This is a genomic window from Pseudomonas sp. 9_2_1 (genome assembly GCF_059295275.1).
In genome coordinates, this window is record NZ_CM181239.1 from 2,052,708 (window position 1) to 2,070,184 (window position 17,477).

Consider the following 17,477-nt stretch of genomic DNA (forward strand, 5'->3'; position numbering starts at 1 on the left):
TATGGTAAAGCAGCAGATGAGGCTGATGCCCGGCATTCAGGGGGTGGTGGCAGGTACGCTTGAAAACTCTTTATTCGGAATCGGGCTGGGTCTACTTCGCAGGTGGATGGTAAGGCTCACCAGTACGCATGCCGCTGCAGCCGGGCCCAGAAGTGCTACCGAATGGCTCAGCACAATGCCGCCCAGCCCGGAACCGATGGCGCTGCCTAAGCAAATGCTGGAGGCGAGCAGCGCCATGGTCGTGCTGGCATGTTCAGGAAGAATTCCGGCGAGTTGATGCTGAATGGGTGCTTGTAGAGACCATACGGCCATTCCCCAAACAATTAAGATGAAGCCTGCTCCTTCTGGAGTGGTACTGAATAGCGGGAAGATGGCCAGCGCGATAGCAAGGGCCAGCAAGCTGCAGGCGAGCATTCTGGATGCTGAAATACCTCTGTCCAGTAACCGACCAGCAATGGCATTTCCAAACAGCCCGGCAATCCCCCAGAGGAAGAAGTACTTATGCAGGTCTTTCGTAAGTACCCCACTCAGTTCCGTCAGTACCGACGTCAGGTAGGTGAAGAGACCGAGGTTTGCCATCGCCGCAAACAGCATGACCCCAATCCGGCCAAGAACTGCACGGTTGGACAGGACGCAGCGAAGCGCTGGAACACTGCGTGTTGGAGCTTTAGGTGCAGGTACCCAGATTGCGATCCCCGTAGCTGCCATCATTGATATTGCAGCGACGGTCATCAGCACCGCACGCCAGCCAAAATGGTCTGCGAGTAGGAGGGCTAGCGGAACCCCAAAAGCGGTTGATGTGGTCAACCCTCCGACTACCAGTGCTAAGGCTCGTCCGCGTGATCTTGTAGAAACGAGTCCGGCAGCAGTGGCCGCAGCTGCTGGTGCATAGATGCCCGCCGCTGCACCGGCCACTACCCTCATCATCATCAATGTTCCAAGAGTGGGCGCGAGTACACTCCCTATATTGGCCAGTGCAAATACCACAAGCCCGCCTATCAGAACGACACGTCGATCCAATGCAACTGTCATGAATGATAGGAGCGGTGCAAGCAATGCATAGGCGGCAGCGAAGGCCGTCACGATCTGTGCGCTTATCACAATCGGAGCGCTGAAATCTTCGGCTATGCTCGGCAGTAGGCCCGACAGTACGTAACCATCAAGGCCTAGCGCAAACATCCCTATGGACAGAGTAAGTACACGTATCATCAGAGGTATCCGGTCACCGAGTTTTGTCTTTTTGTGGTGCCGCTGTTCCTCAATGCGCTGGAGCGCGCGTGGAGCAGCCGATCATGCATGTGTAGGTGATCTAGAGCTCGCCAGTTAGAAATTGGGCTGCTCCATAGCCAAAGCTCCAGTCCTCGTCGTCATTGACCATGCAGGAAATCATCAGATCAGCCGGGGAGATCCCGCAGGTCTGATTCAGCTTTTCAGCAACCAGGCGATAGAATTTTTGCTTTTCGTCTCGGCTGCGAGGTCGAGTGAAAACCTGAATCACAACGACATTAGACGTGCGTGGTATGTCCAACCCGGTGTCCTGGACAACCAGGCGAGACGGTTCATGTTCCGTTACCAGTTGGTAACGGTCGCGCTCTGGTACGTTGAACGCTTCAAGCATGGCCTCGTGGATTGTGTCGAGAAGCTGCGTCATTTGCTCCTCGCTACGGCCCCGGACAACATCAATTCTGAGCAAAGGCATGGGATTCCCCGTTAAGGTCTGGTGGCTTGATAACCAAGCCACTCACACGATTTAGATTCGGTAAGTCGCTGCGGCGGTGTCGTGAAAGACCGCCGACTTCTCAGAGGATGAGTAATGCCGCGTCAAGCGTTTGAAGGTGTTCCATAGCACTGCGTAGCTGCAGCCAGCTTTGTCCACCGGGAAATTGCTTTGGAACATGCTTCTCGACGGGCCGAAGAGCTCGATGCACGTTTCAACGTAGGGACGCCACTGCTCGGCCAGTTCAATGGAGGAGGGCGGTCTCGCGCGGTGTTCATTTGCAAAGCCAAACAAATGCATGTTCATACCGCCCACTTTTACTCGCACATTCGGACAGGACGCCAACTGTGCGAGATTTCGCCGCCATACTTCGAGCACCTCTTCCTGTTTTCCGGCATAGCTCCCGACATTGAGCGGAGCACCGATGTGATCCAGTATGATCGTGGTACCTGGATATGCGCGGGCCAGGTCAGTCAACTCTGGGATTTGATGGTGGAATAACCATGCGTCGTAACTGAGTCCCAAGGGCTCCAGCTGAGCAAATCCTTCCCGGAATGTCTTGTCACTCATCAGACCTTTGGAGAAGCGTTCAGGGGCGGTGACGATCGTTGGGTCGTCATCCCATTCCGTGATGAAACGGATACCTTTGAAACGATCTGGGGCTCGCGAAAGATGCGCTTCCAGTACGGCCTGAACCCGGTCACCTAGCCTAAGGTCGGCGTATCCGACGATTCCTGCGCAGATACGAGTCGAGCCGTACAAACCGCTTGCGCTCATCGCAGCGATTCCATTAACGAACTCGGTTTCTCCAAGCGGAGCCCACATGGCGTCTACATCGGCACGGGACATTGCGTAGCACTGCGCGAACACGGTTGCACGAATATTGTGGCCGCAGTTCAAGTCACTATTGATCTCGTCGAACAGATAACGAGACCCTCGCTCGCTACCCCACAAGTGATGATGCGGGTCGATGATGGGAAGGTCGGCGTCCAGCACCGGCTCACTGTGTCCGGCTAACCATTCCTCATCGAACACGAACGTCTTTGAGGTGTGGGTATCATCCACTGACATCGGCTTATCCTCGAAGGTTTGAGAAGATCTATCGGCTCTGCTGAAATAATCAGCGGGGGAGCCATTCGAGGCGTGAAGAACCCCTAGGGATTAGCACAGGACTGTACTTGCCAGGCGTCTTCGACATGACAACCTGATCGGTTACCCCTTGGTAATCCCCCATGGGTGTCTCTGCCTGGAAGGTTTCCGGATCAAGGTAGCGATGCAATTCGGACGAGTCCGCAGTCTTTTTCGCCCAGTCTTTATTGAACAGGCCAAGGGAAAGAATCCAGAGTGCAACCCGGGTCAGCGAGATGTGCACGTGGTAGGAGCCGCCCTCGCTGGCGCGGCGACGAAGGGCTGCGACAATCCCTGCTTGTGCAAGCCAAGGTGTGAGGTAGTCGTTTACCACCATGATGGGTGGCAACTCTGGTTGATCGATACTTCCTTGCAGCGCCATCATTCCGGTAACAGAGCCCGCTGATTGATCAAATCCAGGACGTTCCGACCAAGGGCCAGTGAGGCCATGCAAAGAAATCGAGACGTAGATGATGCCGGGCCGAACCTTGGCAGCATCTTCTGGAGTGATGCCGATCTCACGAAGGAATGCTGGCCGACGGTTATGGAAAAAGATGTCAGCGTCGCTTAGCAATTCCTCAAGAATTGGCTTATCAGCTCTCGGGTCAAGCCAGGCCGAGCGAGTACCAACATTGGCGGATGCGTAGGCGGGATCTTGTTCTCCCTCACCTGGGCGCCATAGGTTGAGAACATCGGCGCCATGCAATGCCAGTGATCGACCCATCCCTGCGCCCGCAATCACATGCCCCATGCCCAGGGCGCGATAGCCAGAGAATGGTTGCCCTCCTTCAGGAGGCAAAGGTTCTGGATCAGATTCACCAATTTTGGTGATCTCAATCAGAGGCATGTCTGCCAGGACATTCTTGTATTGGGCCTCTTCGAGTATCTCTGGCAGCGTGCGAACCATAGGCATTACAACACCTGCAGCTTCTGCGGCCTGTTCGAGTTCCAAGCCTTTCCATTTCGCAATGGCCTCGGTAACCGGTTCCTTCGTGAGAGGTACGTTCAGAAGCTTCTGAGCCCTCAGTCGCAAATTGGTGTACATGGCCTGGGGGAGAACCCAGCGGTTGTCCGCTGTCTTGAAGAAGGTGTACCCCATGATGTTCCCGACTTCCAAAGACGTTCGGGTGGGGTAGCGACCCAGTCGTTCCCACTTGTTGTCGTAGAAGGGGCAGAGTCGATGAGGCGTGGAGCGAAGGTCAATGCTGATGTCTTGCCCGGGGCCGCCACGCCACTGATGGAGCGCTGCAGCTGCAATCGACTTGGTGAGAAGTGCAATGGTCGCCGCCCCACCAATGCGCAGAGGACTCTGCACCACAGGGTCTGCACCTACATACGAAATTTCACCGCCCGAGTCTGCTGTTGATAATCCCACGCCATTGAGCACCTCTTCGAGTTCAGCCAGCAAATCGAACTCGGCAGAGGTGGCTCTGGTTTCATAGGCGGCAATCAATCGTTCGGTCAGGGTAGGCATACACATCCATCCTTTTTGAGTGAGGAGGGTGCTCCCTTTCGTGTTGCAGTCGAGCGTGGAGCACCAGCATCTGAGGAGGACGGAAGCTGTGCAGTAACAGCTCCGACCTTCCATTCTCTACGTCAGGCTTAACGTGGTGCGGTATCACTTTGCCGAGTAGTGGGGGTAATCGATGTAGCCTTCATCCCCACGGGTGTAGAGTGTGTCGCGGTTGATTTCAGCAACAGGCCAACCATTCTTGTAACGCTCAACGAGGTCAGGATTGGCGATGAAAGGCCGCCCAATCGCGACGAGATCCAAGCGATTTTCGTCCAGTGCGGCTTGACCATTTTCGGCGTTGAAGTCACCCGCGACCATAAGCGTGCCCTGATAGGTGTCACGCAGCTTGGTCATGAAGTCTTCGGGAATAGGCTGAGTGCCCAGGGAGCGTTGATCTGATACGTGCAGGTAAGCCAGATTACGTTTCGAGAGCTCGCGCGCGAGAGTCAACCAGGTTTCTTCTTCGTCGCTATAGCCCTGCAGGTCGCCGAAGCGGCCAAACGGCGAAATGCGAATACCAGTCCGACCTGCGCCAATCGCCCCAATCACTGCATCAACCGTCTCCAGCGTGAACCGAATGCGGTTTTCAATGCTCCCGCCATATCGGTCGTCACGGTTGTTCAGAGCACCATTGATGAACTGCTCAAAGAGATAACCGTTGGCGCCATGGAGCTCAACGCCGTCAAAACCAGCAGCAATCGCATTGCGAGCGGCATCAACAAAGTCTTGGGTGACCCGGGCGACTTCCTCTGTTTGCAGAGCGCGAGGAGTGCTGGTCGGGATGCGATCAAGCTTCCCATCCACAAAGCCCCATGTCTCAGTTCGTGATGCAACATTGGTGGAACTGACGGGCGCCTGGCCGTTAGGCTGGTGGGATACGTGCGAGTTGCGGCCAACATGCCAGAGCTGCACGAAGACCGCGCTACCTTCTTCATGGATCGCGTCAGTGACCGAGCGCCAGTCCTGGATTTGCTCACGCGTGTAAATGCCGGGAGTGTAAGCCTGGCCCCGGCCTTCCTCGGAGACATGGGTGCCTTCAGTGATGATCAAGCCTGCACTGGAGCGTTGGCGATAGTAAGCAACGGTGCTGGGAGTAGGCGTGAGGTTGATGGTGCGGGAGCGGGTCATCGGCGCCATCACGATGCGATTACGCAGCTGCAATTGGCCAAGAGCGAATGGTTCGAAAAGTGATGGCATGGGATCTGCACCGGTTGTGATTAAGACACCACCTACGTTACGCCTAGCACCTTGTTGAAACTAGATCTTCTTTTGTATCCTCATTGGCGATCTAAATTCTACTATCGAGTCGCTCATGCCCAAGACTAATCGCTTTGATGGGATCGTCGAGTTTGTCGAAACCACCCGCCACGGCAGCTTTACAGCCGCCGCTGCCTCATTAGGGCTAACGAAATCAGCTGTGGGTAAGGGGATCGCGCGACTGGAGGCTCGGCTCGGTGTCCGGTTGTTTCATCGATCGACGAGAAGACTCAGCCTGACCAGTGATGGCCAGTCATTTCTGAATGTCTGCCAAGGGCTGATGTCAGACCTGGATGATATTGAGGGTCATTTTGGGGCCCACAATCATGTGCCGACAGGGCAGTTGAGAATTGACCTTCCGAGTGCTTTCGGAAGGTTACACGTGATGCCAACACTGCTCGGCCTGATGGCTAAATACCCCGATCTGGCTATCTCGGCAAGTTTCACTGATCAGCGCATCGACGTCATTGAGGAGGGCGTCGATGTCACTGTGCGGGTTGGCCCGCCGCCGGATACAACGGAGCTTATTGCCCGCCAGATTGGCATGCAGCGTCTCGTGATATGCGCTGCTCCGTCCTATCTCACCCATCATCCTGCGCCAAAGTGTAAAGAGGATCTCGCTAACCACCATTGCATCGTAGGAAGGCGGAATCAGGCGCGCTCATCATGGCTGTTCCGGGAAGGCGACGTCGACTTCCGATATCCAATAAAAGGTCACTATGAGTTCGGCGATGGTGAGGCGATGCTGTCGGCGGCGTTGGCGGGGGTGGGTATTGCGCAGCTGCCGACGTGGCTGGCCGGTGAACACCTCACTAATGGCGCGCTTCAACCTCTGCTCGAACATGTACAGGGTGAACCTGTACCAATCGTTGCTATCTGGCCGGCGGCGCGGCACGTACCACTGAGGGTAAAAGTGGTGGTGGATGCGCTCATGGGAATTGGCCTGACGTGGTAGGAGACCGCCGAACAAGTCTCGTCTTGATCTCTAATCGTGCTTCTTGTTGTATATCTCTCATAGTGATACTTTTCTCTTGCCTCTATTGAGGCACGTTGAGGTTCGTCTCTGGCTGTCCCTTTTGATAGACCCCCACGGGGCGACGAATCCAGGGCTTACCTCAACGTCAACTTCCCAGAGGTGAGCGATGGCAGTGGTCGAAGAGCGCAGCTACACGCTGCATACGCAATACAGCCCGAAGGACTATTTCGAGATCTACTTGAAGGAGGGGTTTGCTCTGCAGAGCCAGACGCTGCAGGGGTTCTCCGGCTACTTCGTGACTGAGGTAGGTGATCTCAACACGATCGTCAGCTTGTGGCGCTATCCGGATTTCAACGCTCGTCTTGAGCGTCGAGCGTTGCTGGCAGCCAACCCCGAGTGGCAAAGCTTCCTGAGCAAGGTGCGACCGATGATCCGGTCAATGTCGAGCCGCTTGCTCATCCCTACCGAATTCTCGCCTCAGCTCTGACATAGGGCATGTGCTGAGACTCGGGATTTTCCCTGTGAATTCCTTGAATAAGAGAACAATGATGACGGAATTTTTGATTGACCCACCTGTTCAACCGACTCTCGCGGTGGAGGGTTCAAGCAAGCGGCTGCCTGTGCGCCGCATTATCTGCGTGGGGCGAAACTACGCCGCGCACGCACGCGAAATGGGTAAAGACCCTGATAAAGAGCCACCATTCTTTTTCTACAAACCGACTGATGCCATTCAGGATAACGGCGCTGAAATCCCTTATCCGCCGCTGACCGACAATCTGCACTACGAGATCGAGCTAGTGGTTGCGATCGGTAAAGCGGGACGGAATATCTCCTCAGCGGACGCTCTGGATCATGTGCTGGGCTACGGTGTTGGCGTTGACCTGACGCGCAGGGATCTGCAGCTGAATGCACGTGAGATGGGCAGGCCGTGGGATTGGGGCAAAGGGTTCGATCAGTCTGCGCCATGCAGCGCTATCGTTCCTGTGGCCAACTCTGGGCATCCGTCGTCGGGCCGTATCTGGCTGGCGGTGAATGGTGAGGTCAAGCAGGATTCGAATCTCAGCGACCTGATCTGGTCTGTGCCAGAGATCATCTCGACGGTTTCCACTTCGATTGAGCTTCGTCCAGGTGACCTCATTTATACGGGCACGCCTGAAAATGTCGGCGCAGTCGTGCGAGGTGATGTGATTACCGGCGGGGTCGAAGGTGTGGGCGAGATCAACGTCAAAATTATTTAAGTGACGTGCATTCGCGCAGAGTTGCTCTGCGCGAATCGCGTGAGGTTAGAAGAAGGAAATGGGGTAGTCGATGATCAGGCGAACCTCATCCATGTCGACGAAACGGTTCCCAGTAGTTCCTCGGTGACTAGCCTGGCGTAGCCGGAAAGAAAGATCCTTGGCCTTGCCACTTTGGACGACGTACTTCGCCTCCAAATTTCGCTCCCAGTGTTTATTGTCCTTCTCGGGGTCATAGACATGGCGTGCGGTATAGAAACGATTGTCGCTTCCGCTGTTATCCATCCCATCACCGCGCACGTAGCGAGCCATGAAGGTCAAGCCAGGGATGCCGTATGCGGCCATGTTGAGGTCGTATCGCAACTGCCATGATCTTTCATGGGCCTCAAGGAAGGTCGCATACTGAATTCCGTTTGTAAGCGATACATTTCCGCCGATTGAACCAAATCCGATCCAGTCCAGAGGTTCGTCCCCGAGCACTTTTTGATAGCCAATCGAGAACGTGTGCGCATTGTGTTGGTAGCCAGCCATTGCAGACCAGGCGCTGGTATCGATAGGGCCGCCAAGCTCTGCACCATAGCCTTTGTTTCTGTACGCGTTGAGCTGCAGGGTGAGGGTATCCTGCGGAGACAACGCCCAGCTGAGATTCGACCCCAGGTAATACTGGTGCCACACGTCCTTGAAGGTGGACGCGTAAGCGCGAATGTTATCTGTCCCCTTGAGCTTGTAGGTTGCACCGACATATTCCACCGACCTGCCATGAATCGCGGTGGAGTAGTCTGTGGTCAGTTCCTCGTCCTGGTTGGAAGAGTTCATGGCGCTGGCGGAGGTGAATCGCCCGTAGTCCAGGCTCAGATCCTTGAACTCGTCAGATTTGACGGTGAGGCCAGTGGCTGATGCAGGCAGTGCACGAATGGTACTGACAGAGAATACCGGGACATTCGGAAACTGAGGGCCGTATTTTGCAACGGTATTTGAAACCTTGAGCTTTCCAACGACACCGCCTTTGCTGTAGTTGTCCTCGGATCGACCTTCACTGTCGATGGGCAGCAACAGAGTGCCTGTGCGACCACCTCCGCTATTCAATTTCACCCCGCCTGCCACAAAGCCATCTACGCCGATCCCAATCAGTCCAGGTGTGAACCCGGACTCATAATTCAATATAGCGGTCTGCACCCACTCATCGCTGTAGCCATTGCGGTCAGCAGGCGCTTTGAATGCATTGCGTCCGGCTGAGTTGAAGCCACCATGACGAAAGTCGCGGTGGAAATAGAAATTGCGGAGTAGGAGATTCATGTGACCAGAAGTCAGGAATTCCGGCAGGATTTCCTGTGATTCTGCCTCGGCGTTGGCCGCTGTCAGGCAGCCACCTAGAACCATCGATATCAAGGATATCGAGCAGATTCGTGCGCTCATTTTCGTTGCCTATTGTTTTTATTTTTGACGTGCACCGTTCGACCTACGAAGTCATGGGCGGCGCAATGTGTAGCTGAGCCGCTCGATTCCTCCACGGCTTTGTCCAGCTGATGTTCATTCCCTTCCTCGTCCTTGCCGGCCCATACCCAATCCTCGCCTTAGCCGGCGCGCTGCGCTGCTAGGGGGAATGTGTGCTGTCGGCAAGTGAATCCTAAATTAGACGACTGATAAAAAATGTCAATATGGGAGATTATTGTCTTGTGTTTTTTCACTCCCGTTCGTCAGCTCGGAAGATTTGCGTCTTATGGGGGTTTGGGCAAATCTAAAAATAACCAATAAAATCAGTAATATAGATTGTTTTGCTGGAGTGGAAGTCTCAAGGCTATTGTTAAAAATCTCTCATGGTGATAATTCTATTGCGTATGGAATTGTGCGTCACGCCTGAGAGATCGGGCCAGACTAGAACTGTCTCAGCGGTCTCGTCCTCCATGGCCTTCGATCAGGCAGAGGCATGACGCAAAGCTGCGGCATACACCCCCAGATGCGAAGAAGAGGAATAAAAATTGAGCGCTTCAGCCAGCTTTTCGTCAGCCGAGTCGGCTTATGACGTCGTCGTCATTGGTTCCGGAGCTTCCGGTCTCGCAGCTGCTGTCACGGCTGCGCTGCACGGCTTGAGAGTCGTTGTGCTCGAAAAGGAGGATCTCTTCGGGGGGACTACTGCCCGGTCGGGTGGGGTCTTGTGGGTACCAGGCAATGGCAAGTTTCCGGAGGGGCAGCTCCCCTTAGAGGCCGATCCACTGGATTACATGCGCAGCCAGGCAGGTGAGAATTTCAATGAGGCCAAGGTCTCGGCATTTCTGAATGCTGGGCCGGAAATGGTCAGTTTCATGGAGTCGCGTACCAGCGCTGTGCGCTTTATCCCAGCCCATGGATTCTCTGACTATCACCCAGATGAGCCGGGTGGCTGTGTCACCGGGCGATCCATTGCTGCCGAACCCTATGATGCTCGACGCTTGGGTGAGGACGTTAATCGTCTAAGGCCGCCGCTCAGAGAGATTACGCTGCTTGGCATGATGCTGAATGCCAGCCAGGACATTAAGCATCTGTTCAATGCGACCAAGTCGCTACATTCGGCGGTTCATGTTGCCAAGCTGATCACGCAATACGTCAAAGAGATGACCCTCTATCAGCGACCGATGCGTCTCACCAATGGGAACGCTTTGGTTGCAAGGCTGGCGCGTTCGGCATTCGATCTGGGTGTAGAAATACACACATCCAGTGATGTAAAGGAGTTGCTGCGCGAGGGTGAGGCAGTCGTGGGGGTTCGAGTAAGTCAGACAGGTCTGCTACGAGACTATATGGCCAAGAAAGGCGTAGTTCTTGCGTGCGGCGGGTTCCCTTTGGATAAGGCCCGAACTGCTCAGCTGTTCCCGCACGTGGCGTCGGGTGATGAGCACTTAAGTCCCGCAGCGCCTGGCAATACTGGTGATGGCCTGCGTTTGGCAGAGGCGGTAGGGGCGCATGTCCCCTCCCGCTTACCTAATGCGGCGGCATGGATTCCGATGTCGCGCGTCCCCGATAAGGCTGGGCGCTACCGCGTCTTCCCCCATTTGATCGATCGCTACAAACCTGGCGTTATCGCGGTGGATTTGCGTGGTCATCGTTTTACCAACGAGTCCAACTCTTACCACGATTACGGGAAGGCCATGCTCAAGGGGCGGCTGGAGGGGGCAGAGGTGAGCACTTGGCTCATTTGTGATCATCGCTCCATACGTAAATATGGCCTGGGATTCGTAAAGCCTTTCCCATTCCCGCTCGGTGGTGCAGTCAAGTCGGGCTATCTGATCCGAGGCGAGACTGTTGCTGACCTGGCAGTGCAGTTGAATATCGCCCCATCGGTTCTTGAGCGGACTGTCTCTGTGTTCAATGAGGACGCTGTAAACGGAAACGATCCGCAATTTGGGCGTGGCACTACAGCCTACAACCGTTATTTGGGAGATCCGGAGCATAAGCCGAATCCGTGTGTTGCTGCGCTCGACTCGGCCCCTTTCTATGCCATCAAGCTGAAGATGGGGGATCTCGGAACGTTCGCAGGATTGGACACGGACGAACATGCCCGCGTCCTGACCTCTGAGGGCGATGTGATCCCAGGCCTGTATGCCGTTGGTAATGACGCGGAAAGCATCATGGGCGGTAATTATCCAGGCGGCGGGATCACGCTGGGCCCTGGTATGACCTTCGGCTACATCGCCGCCAAGCATATGGCCGTCCAATCAGCGACTGAAGAGTTTGAGGCTGCGGAGGCTAATAGCTCCGTGAGAGCTGCGGTCACGCATATTTAGTGTCAACAACCAAGAACAAAGCAAAACAACTGACCAGGAGATATGTAATGGCGAGAACACCTAATCTGGCTTCTGAAGCCTACTTGGGCCCCCTCGAATCGCGCTACGTCGACTGCGACGCGTTGCCTTGGAAGCCAACGCCTTCCAAGGGCATCGACATGAAGATTCTGATGGAAGAGCCTGAGACTGGACTTCTCACCGCGCTTTTCCGTTGGCAGCCAGGGGCAGTATTGGCCTTGCATGAGCATGTTGAGGTAGAGCAGACCTATGTGCTGGAAGGCTCCATTGTCGATGATGAAGGAGAGGCGCTGGCAGGTGGTTATGTTTGGCGACCGAAGGGCAATCAGCATCAGGCGCGCTCACCCAATGGCGCCCTGGTCATCTCGTTCTTCCTCAAACCTAACAAGTTTCTTTCCGGAAAACTGGCAGGCCAGGAGCTGAAATGATCCATCACGGCGGGCATCGAATGGTGGCCGCCATCCACTCAGCTCGGTGGTCTACAATCGGTTTTGCCTCTCCGAGGGCAATCCAGGCGTCCCTCTATCCACGCACAAAATCTGTTGCGGTCTACGGTTTTCTCTGCTAGCTATAAAATAATAAATTATCGTGATATGATCATTTTGGTTTTTCTCCCGATCCTGAAGAAGACTCTATCTAAATATGTCTGAAACGACTAACCAAGAGAGCGGATCGCGGCAGCGTCCTGACAGCAGCACTGATCGAGTGTTGGGTTTGTTGGATCTGTTCACGATTGAGCGCCCACAATGGACAGTCGACATGCTTGTCGATCATCTCGGCTTGGGCCGCGCCACCGTCTATCGATATGTCCGAGCCCTTGCAGACACGGGCTTTCTTGCCTCGGCGGGAGGTGCTGGATATGGGCTAGGCCCGCGCTTTGTCGAGATTGACAGGCAGATCAGGCTTTCGGATCCACTGCTTCAGATAGCTCCTCGCGTCATGGAGGCTCATGGGCAGGAGGTTGGAGGTGCGCAGCTCCTCTGCCGGTTCTATCGGAGCCAGGTATTGTGCATTCATCAAGAACGCACAGATGACCGCATTCAGATGAGCATGGAGCGGGGTAGGCCCTTTTCCATGTATCGAGGCGCTCCTTCGCGGGTGATTCTTGCGCATTTGCCGAGTTATCAGCTGCAGAGGCACTACCTGTACAGCCCTGACGAAATTGCCGCTGCTGGGATGGGGAATACATGGCTTGAGTTCCGCGACAATATGAAAGCTGTGCGCAAGGCAGGTTTTCTTGTCGCAAGTGACATCGAGCCCTTTTTGATCGGTATCTCCGCCCCAATCTTTAACGCCCCCGACAGCGTTGCAGCGAGTCTTTGCCTGGTGCGACTGCGCAAGGAAACTAGCGAGGCTGACGTCGAGCGTTTGGCAGACCTTGTCCGCCGGATGGCTTCTCAGATATCTGAAGAGCTGCAGCAACCAGAGATCGTTCCAGCTGCTACCAAGAAGCCCGCCGCTAAGACAAAGGCCTCACGAAAACGAACCTCTACGAGTACCACCTGAGCATCAGGTGGGTACCCCAATCCCCCTAGGATGCCTAGGGGGATTTTTTTTGCCTGCGATTTAGCGCTAGTCATAAATACAAAAAAATCTCGCAATGAGGTAAAAATAATGGTTATCTTAATGTGCTACTAGATGGTTTTCCTATGCCTATTCAAAAAATGGAGCCTGCATATGTCGCAACATGTCAGCCATGATGACCTCCGCCCTTCGGTTTACTTCGATGGAGGAGAGCAAGGTCGCATCATGCTCGGTAACTCGCTTACGTCGTATGACGTAGGGGCCTGGGACAATGATGTCCTGCTCGGTGCTTCCTTCGCTGGTGTACCTACTGGAGCCATTCCGCTGCGCCAGGGTGCAAAGGGGTGGATCGCTCATGAAGGAGGCCCAGGCAAGGATGAGGCGGGGATTGGTGGTTTGCCACTGTCGGACAAATTCGGGGTTCCAGCTGCTGCGATCCAGACGTCGACTGCTGGTCTTTCGAATGGCCCGTCATTGCTGACCGGAAAAGTGAGTCGAGTTAACCAGGCGGCTGCAGCGCTCGGCGTCTCGGTCGGCATGACCGGTGAAGAGGCTGCGCACGTCTTACTGAAAGCGCCTAAAGGTAAATCGCACGACGTCAGCCCTTTCCTCGATGAGCAAACCGTAGAGGTCGCTCAGGGAGAGAAGGGCAAGGTCTACGCATGCTGGTCGTTCTCGCGAGTCAAGGGCGAGCATCACAACGACGTCTTTTGTGTTGGCTCCCATGGAGCAAAGCTTATGGCGCTGTATGCGCTGAGCATCATGCCCAAAGGCCTCATCTGCAATGATGCAGGCTTCGGTTTGGATCGCTCCGGCGTTGAGGGGCTGGCCATGTTGGATGACCACAAGATTGCTGCGGCTTCGGTGTCGACCGAGTCTGCCTGTATCGGTGATGCGAGCAGCACCTATCACGACGGCCTGATTTCGGCAGTCAATCAGACTGCAGAAGCGTTGGGCGTGAGTGTGGGTATGCCTGCGAAGGAAGCAGCTGAGCTGATGCTCAAGGCCTGATGTAATAAGGGCGGCGGTGTATCACCGCCGCCTTGTGACTACTGCGCGGTGTAGCCGCCGTCGATTACCAGCTGTGCGCCGGTTACGAACTTGGACTCGTCAGATGCCAGGTACAGTGCGCCGTAAGCGATGTCGTTAGGCTCGCCAAGATGACCGATGGGATGCTTCTCCAGCATCTGCCCGGCATAGCCTTTGGCTCCTTGTGGGTGCTTGTCCATCAGTGCCTGTACAAGCGGGGTGACGATGGTTCCTGGGTGTATGGAGTTAACCCTGATCCCTTCCTTTCCATAGGTGACAGCATCACGCTTGGTCATCTGAGTGACTGCGCCTTTGGCAGCGTGGTATGCCGCATATTTGGTCGAACCAACCAGCCCGTATATCGAGGAAAGGTTCACGATGCTGCCATTTCCAGCGGCGCGCATCTGTGGGATGGCGTGCTTGGTGCAGAAGAACACGCCCTTAACGTCGATAGAAAATACCTTATCCCACTCGTCCTCACTGATGAGGTCAGTCGGTAGGTCACTGCCGATGATTCCTGCGTTGTTGACCAGTGCGTTCAATGGGCCAAGCAGTGCATGTATTTCCGCGAACGTCTGCTTAACCTCCGTCTCGACGCCCACATTCATTCGCCAGAAATGTGCTGTTCCGCCTTGCTCGCGTATGAGTTGGACAGTCTCCTCACCGGAGGATGCGCTGATGTCCGTCACTGCAACGGCTGCTCCTTCCCGAGCAAAAAGCAGGCTGATTGCCCTGCCAATGCCGTCGCCTGCGCCGGTGATGACGGCCACTTTTCCATTCAATCGTCCCATTGTAGAGATCTCCTTGTTCTTAGAGGGGACATCCAGCTGGATGACCTGAAATAGGCGCGCTGCTCGGGATTCTTCAGGCCTATGACCGCCCGGCAGCTATTCGCCATAACTGGAATTTGTATTCCTTTTGGATACTTGACACAAGTCTCACATAGAGGTAATTTTTTCTTGCCGGCAACGATCCGGTAACCGCATCGAGCTTGCTAACAGGTGAGCCCCGGCGCGACCTCACTCCAAAAATAATAAGACGGAGGTTCCATGACCTACCAAGGTATCAACGCCCGCGTGTCCTCCCTTGTCGCCTGTCGGGGAGATGCTCAATGAAGCGCTTAGAGCGTCAGTCAGTCGATGTCACGGAATTCATCGACAACCAAAAATTCTCTCCCTATCAGTGGCTGGTTGCGATCTTGTGCTTCCTGGTGGTCGCTGCTGATGGCTACGACACGGGGTCAGTCGCATACATCGGGAGCGCTTTGTCGCATGACTGGGGCGTAGCCCGATCAGCGCTAGGGCCAGTAATGAGTGCGGCTCTGGTCGGCTACGGTATTGGTGCTTTGTTGGCGGGGCCGCTTGCAGATCGCTTTGGCCGCAAAGGAGTGATTGTGGCGTCGACCCTGTTGTTCGGCGCATTCAGCTACTGGTCTGCCTATGCCGTGAGCGTCGAAGAGTTGTCTGTGCTCCGACTCATAACGGGTATTGGGCTGGGCGCGGCTATGCCGAACACTGTCACGCTCACTTCCGAGTTCGCACCGGCTCGCATGCGGTCTATCGTCGTAAACACGCAGCTTTGTGGGTTCTCTGCCGGACTGGCGCTTGGAGGTCTTTCATCAGCTTGGCTCATCCCGCATCTTGGGTGGACAAGCGTGTTAATCGCAGGTGGTATCGCTCCGATGGTGCTGGCAGTCTTCCTGCTCATCTTCTTGCCAGAGTCGACTCCTTATCTGGTTACCCGTAAAGGTGCGCATGATCGCGTGGCCAAGATCCTCAAGCGGATTGCGCCGGACTATGAGTTCGTAGATTGCACATTCAAATCCTGTGAAGAAGTGAACACTACGAGGAAATCGTCGGCGATCAAAATGTTGTTCATCCGCCGCTTTTTGCCGGGAACCGTGCTGCTCTGGGTAACCTACTTCATGAATCTGGTGACGTTCTATATGTTCACCATGTGGCTCCCTACGCTCTTTAGCGATGCTGGCTTTTCGCAAGAGCGGTCATCACTCGTGACTTCATTGTTCCCTGTTGGTGGCCTGCTCGGAGGCATCGCAATCGGCTACATCATGGACAGAATGAACGCGACACGAGTGGTTGCCTTCACCTTCTTCATGGTTGCAGTGCTTGCGCTCGTCGTAGCGAGAAGCTTGGGCTATCAGTCAGTTCTGCCCCTTCTCATATTTGTTATGGGTGCAGTAGCGTCCGCCGCAAGTGTCGCCATGGCAACCTTGGCTGCTACCTATTACCCAACGGCCTGCCGAGCGACCGGCATATCCTGGATGCTTTCCATCGGTCGCTTTGGTGCGGTTACCGGCTCGTTTGGTGGTGCAGTGTTGACAAGCATGGGTTGGGGATTTGCAGGCGTGATCAGCATGCTGGCAGTGCCATCCCTTATCGCGTCGTTGTGCCTCTGTGCGCTAGCAGTGCACCGCGAAAAAAAGCACGCCATTGACGAGTCCGTTGTGCTGCCAGGTGTTGTTCCAGATCGCTCGCATGGCTGAGGTTGTTGAACCTCTTGAATAGATAAATAGAAGAATTGGAGTGGTTTTATGTCAGTCTTTCGTACCGATGCCCTTGCTGGGCGCACTGCTGTAGTCACCGGCGCTGGTGGTGGGCTGGGTGGTGCTATTGTGGCCCAACTGGCTGCAATGGGCGCTCAGGTGGCTCTGGTTGATCTGCGACCTGTCAAAATCGCAGTCGAAGGTAAGCACCTAGCGGTCGAATGCAACATTGCCAATGAAGAGTCTGTTCGAGAGGCCGCGCTCAAGGTTGCCCGAGATCTGGGCAAGTGCGACATCCTCATCAACAATGCTGCGATTCTCCCGGCTGCGATTGGGCTTGAGGATATGTCTCAAGAAGCTTGGAATAGCGTCATCCAGGTGAACCTGACCGGATCGTTCTTGTGCGCCAAGTACTTCGGTGCACACATGCTCGATTCGGGGGCGGGCAGTATTGTGAACTTGGCGTCCATTGCTGCGGTATCTCCGAACGCGGTGGCCGCCTATGGGCCAAGCAAGGCGGGTATCGTTGCACTTACCCGACAGATTGCTGTGGAGTGGGGCCCGCGTGGTGTTCGTGCCAATACTGTAAGTCCGGGCCTGGTTCGCACCCCAATGTCGGAGGAATTCTATTCCAATCCCGACAATCTGGCCGCCCGTGAAGCCTTGGTTGCTTCTCGTCGCATCGGCTCCCCTGCGGACGTTGCTTCAGTCGTCGCATTTTTGGCGAGCGATGCTTCCGGCTACCTCAATGGCCAGGAAATTACTGTGGACGGCGGTTTCCTCCACACGTCGCTGATGAACGTGCAACGGAGGTCGTGA

General features: G+C 55.1%; 16 protein-coding genes. 9 read left to right on the top strand and 7 right to left on the bottom strand.

The features are described from left to right. Positions 1–36: 36 nt before the first annotated feature. From AC5O5I_RS09140 to AC5O5I_RS09160, 5 genes are all read right to left on the bottom strand, one after another. Positions 37–1,209: an MFS transporter gene (locus AC5O5I_RS09140; RefSeq protein ID WP_494512390.1), complete on the bottom strand. Its 1,173-nt coding sequence runs from the start codon at positions 1,207–1,209 to the stop codon at positions 37–39. Positions 1,210–1,309: 100 nt separating this feature from the next. Continuing rightward, a complete protein-coding gene (locus AC5O5I_RS09145; protein WP_494512391.1) occupies positions 1,310–1,699 on the bottom strand; it encodes a tautomerase family protein in 390 nt (129 codons plus the stop codon). Positions 1,700–1,750: 51 nt separating this feature from the next. Then, complete coding sequence (locus AC5O5I_RS09150) at positions 1,751–2,788, bottom strand: amidohydrolase family protein (protein ID WP_494512392.1); 1,038 nt, start codon at positions 2,786–2,788, stop codon at positions 1,751–1,753. Positions 2,789–2,837: 49 nt separating this feature from the next. After that, entirely contained in the window at positions 2,838–4,319 is a 1,482-nt protein-coding gene (locus tag AC5O5I_RS09155) for a CoA transferase (RefSeq protein ID WP_494512393.1), read from the bottom strand. A gap of 144 nt (positions 4,320–4,463) precedes the next feature. Next, entirely contained in the window at positions 4,464–5,555 is a 1,092-nt protein-coding gene (locus AC5O5I_RS09160; protein ID WP_494512394.1) for an alkene reductase, read from the bottom strand. A gap of 115 nt (positions 5,556–5,670) precedes the next feature. Here AC5O5I_RS09160 and AC5O5I_RS09165 point away from each other — a divergent pair, with 115 nt between their 5' ends. From AC5O5I_RS09165 to AC5O5I_RS09175, 3 genes are all read left to right on the top strand, one after another. Further along, positions 5,671–6,570 (top strand): LysR family transcriptional regulator, encoded by a 900-nt coding sequence (locus tag AC5O5I_RS09165; RefSeq protein WP_494512395.1) that lies wholly within the window; start codon positions 5,671–5,673, stop codon positions 6,568–6,570. 187 nt (positions 6,571–6,757) lie between these two features. Next, positions 6,758–7,078, top strand: coding sequence for an NIPSNAP family protein (locus tag AC5O5I_RS09170; protein WP_494512396.1), 321 nt, complete (start codon positions 6,758–6,760; stop codon positions 7,076–7,078). A gap of 61 nt (positions 7,079–7,139) precedes the next feature. Then, positions 7,140–7,829, top strand: a complete 690-nt coding sequence (locus AC5O5I_RS09175; RefSeq protein ID WP_494512747.1) for a fumarylacetoacetate hydrolase family protein — start codon at positions 7,140–7,142, stop codon at positions 7,827–7,829. Positions 7,830–7,874: 45 nt separating this feature from the next. Here AC5O5I_RS09175 and AC5O5I_RS09180 read toward each other — a convergent pair whose 3' ends face one another. Further along, a complete protein-coding gene (locus AC5O5I_RS09180; protein WP_494512397.1) occupies positions 7,875–9,242 on the bottom strand; it encodes an OprD family porin in 1,368 nt (455 codons plus the stop codon). Between the two features lie 563 nt (positions 9,243–9,805). Between AC5O5I_RS09180 and AC5O5I_RS09185 the strand changes: the two genes are divergently transcribed. The 4 genes from AC5O5I_RS09185 (at position 9,806) to AC5O5I_RS09200 (ending at position 14,137) form a co-directional block, all read left to right on the top strand. After that, on the top strand, positions 9,806–11,584 hold the full coding sequence (locus AC5O5I_RS09185; RefSeq protein WP_494512398.1) for an FAD-dependent oxidoreductase: 1,779 nt from the start codon (positions 9,806–9,808) through the stop codon (positions 11,582–11,584). 47 nt (positions 11,585–11,631) lie between these two features. Then, positions 11,632–12,030 carry a cupin domain-containing protein gene (locus AC5O5I_RS09190; RefSeq protein ID WP_494512399.1) on the top strand — a complete coding sequence of 133 codons (399 nt, stop codon included), beginning with the start codon at positions 11,632–11,634 and terminating at the stop codon, positions 12,028–12,030. Positions 12,031–12,244: 214 nt separating this feature from the next. Continuing rightward, positions 12,245–13,108 carry an IclR family transcriptional regulator gene (locus AC5O5I_RS09195; protein ID WP_494512400.1) on the top strand — a complete coding sequence of 288 codons (864 nt, stop codon included), beginning with the start codon at positions 12,245–12,247 and terminating at the stop codon, positions 13,106–13,108. 171 nt (positions 13,109–13,279) lie between these two features. Continuing rightward, on the top strand, positions 13,280–14,137 hold the full coding sequence (locus AC5O5I_RS09200) for a DUF1805 domain-containing protein (protein ID WP_494512401.1): 858 nt from the start codon (positions 13,280–13,282) through the stop codon (positions 14,135–14,137). A gap of 38 nt (positions 14,138–14,175) precedes the next feature. Here AC5O5I_RS09200 and AC5O5I_RS09205 read toward each other — a convergent pair whose 3' ends face one another. Next, positions 14,176–14,946 carry an SDR family NAD(P)-dependent oxidoreductase gene (locus AC5O5I_RS09205; RefSeq protein WP_494512402.1) on the bottom strand — a complete coding sequence of 257 codons (771 nt, stop codon included), beginning with the start codon at positions 14,944–14,946 and terminating at the stop codon, positions 14,176–14,178. A gap of 320 nt (positions 14,947–15,266) precedes the next feature. Here AC5O5I_RS09205 and AC5O5I_RS09210 point away from each other — a divergent pair, with 320 nt between their 5' ends. Next, a complete protein-coding gene (locus AC5O5I_RS09210; RefSeq protein WP_494512403.1) occupies positions 15,267–16,658 on the top strand; it encodes an MFS transporter in 1,392 nt (463 codons plus the stop codon). A gap of 48 nt (positions 16,659–16,706) precedes the next feature. After that, positions 16,707–17,477, top strand: a complete 771-nt coding sequence (locus AC5O5I_RS09215) for an SDR family NAD(P)-dependent oxidoreductase (protein ID WP_494512404.1) — start codon at positions 16,707–16,709, stop codon at positions 17,475–17,477.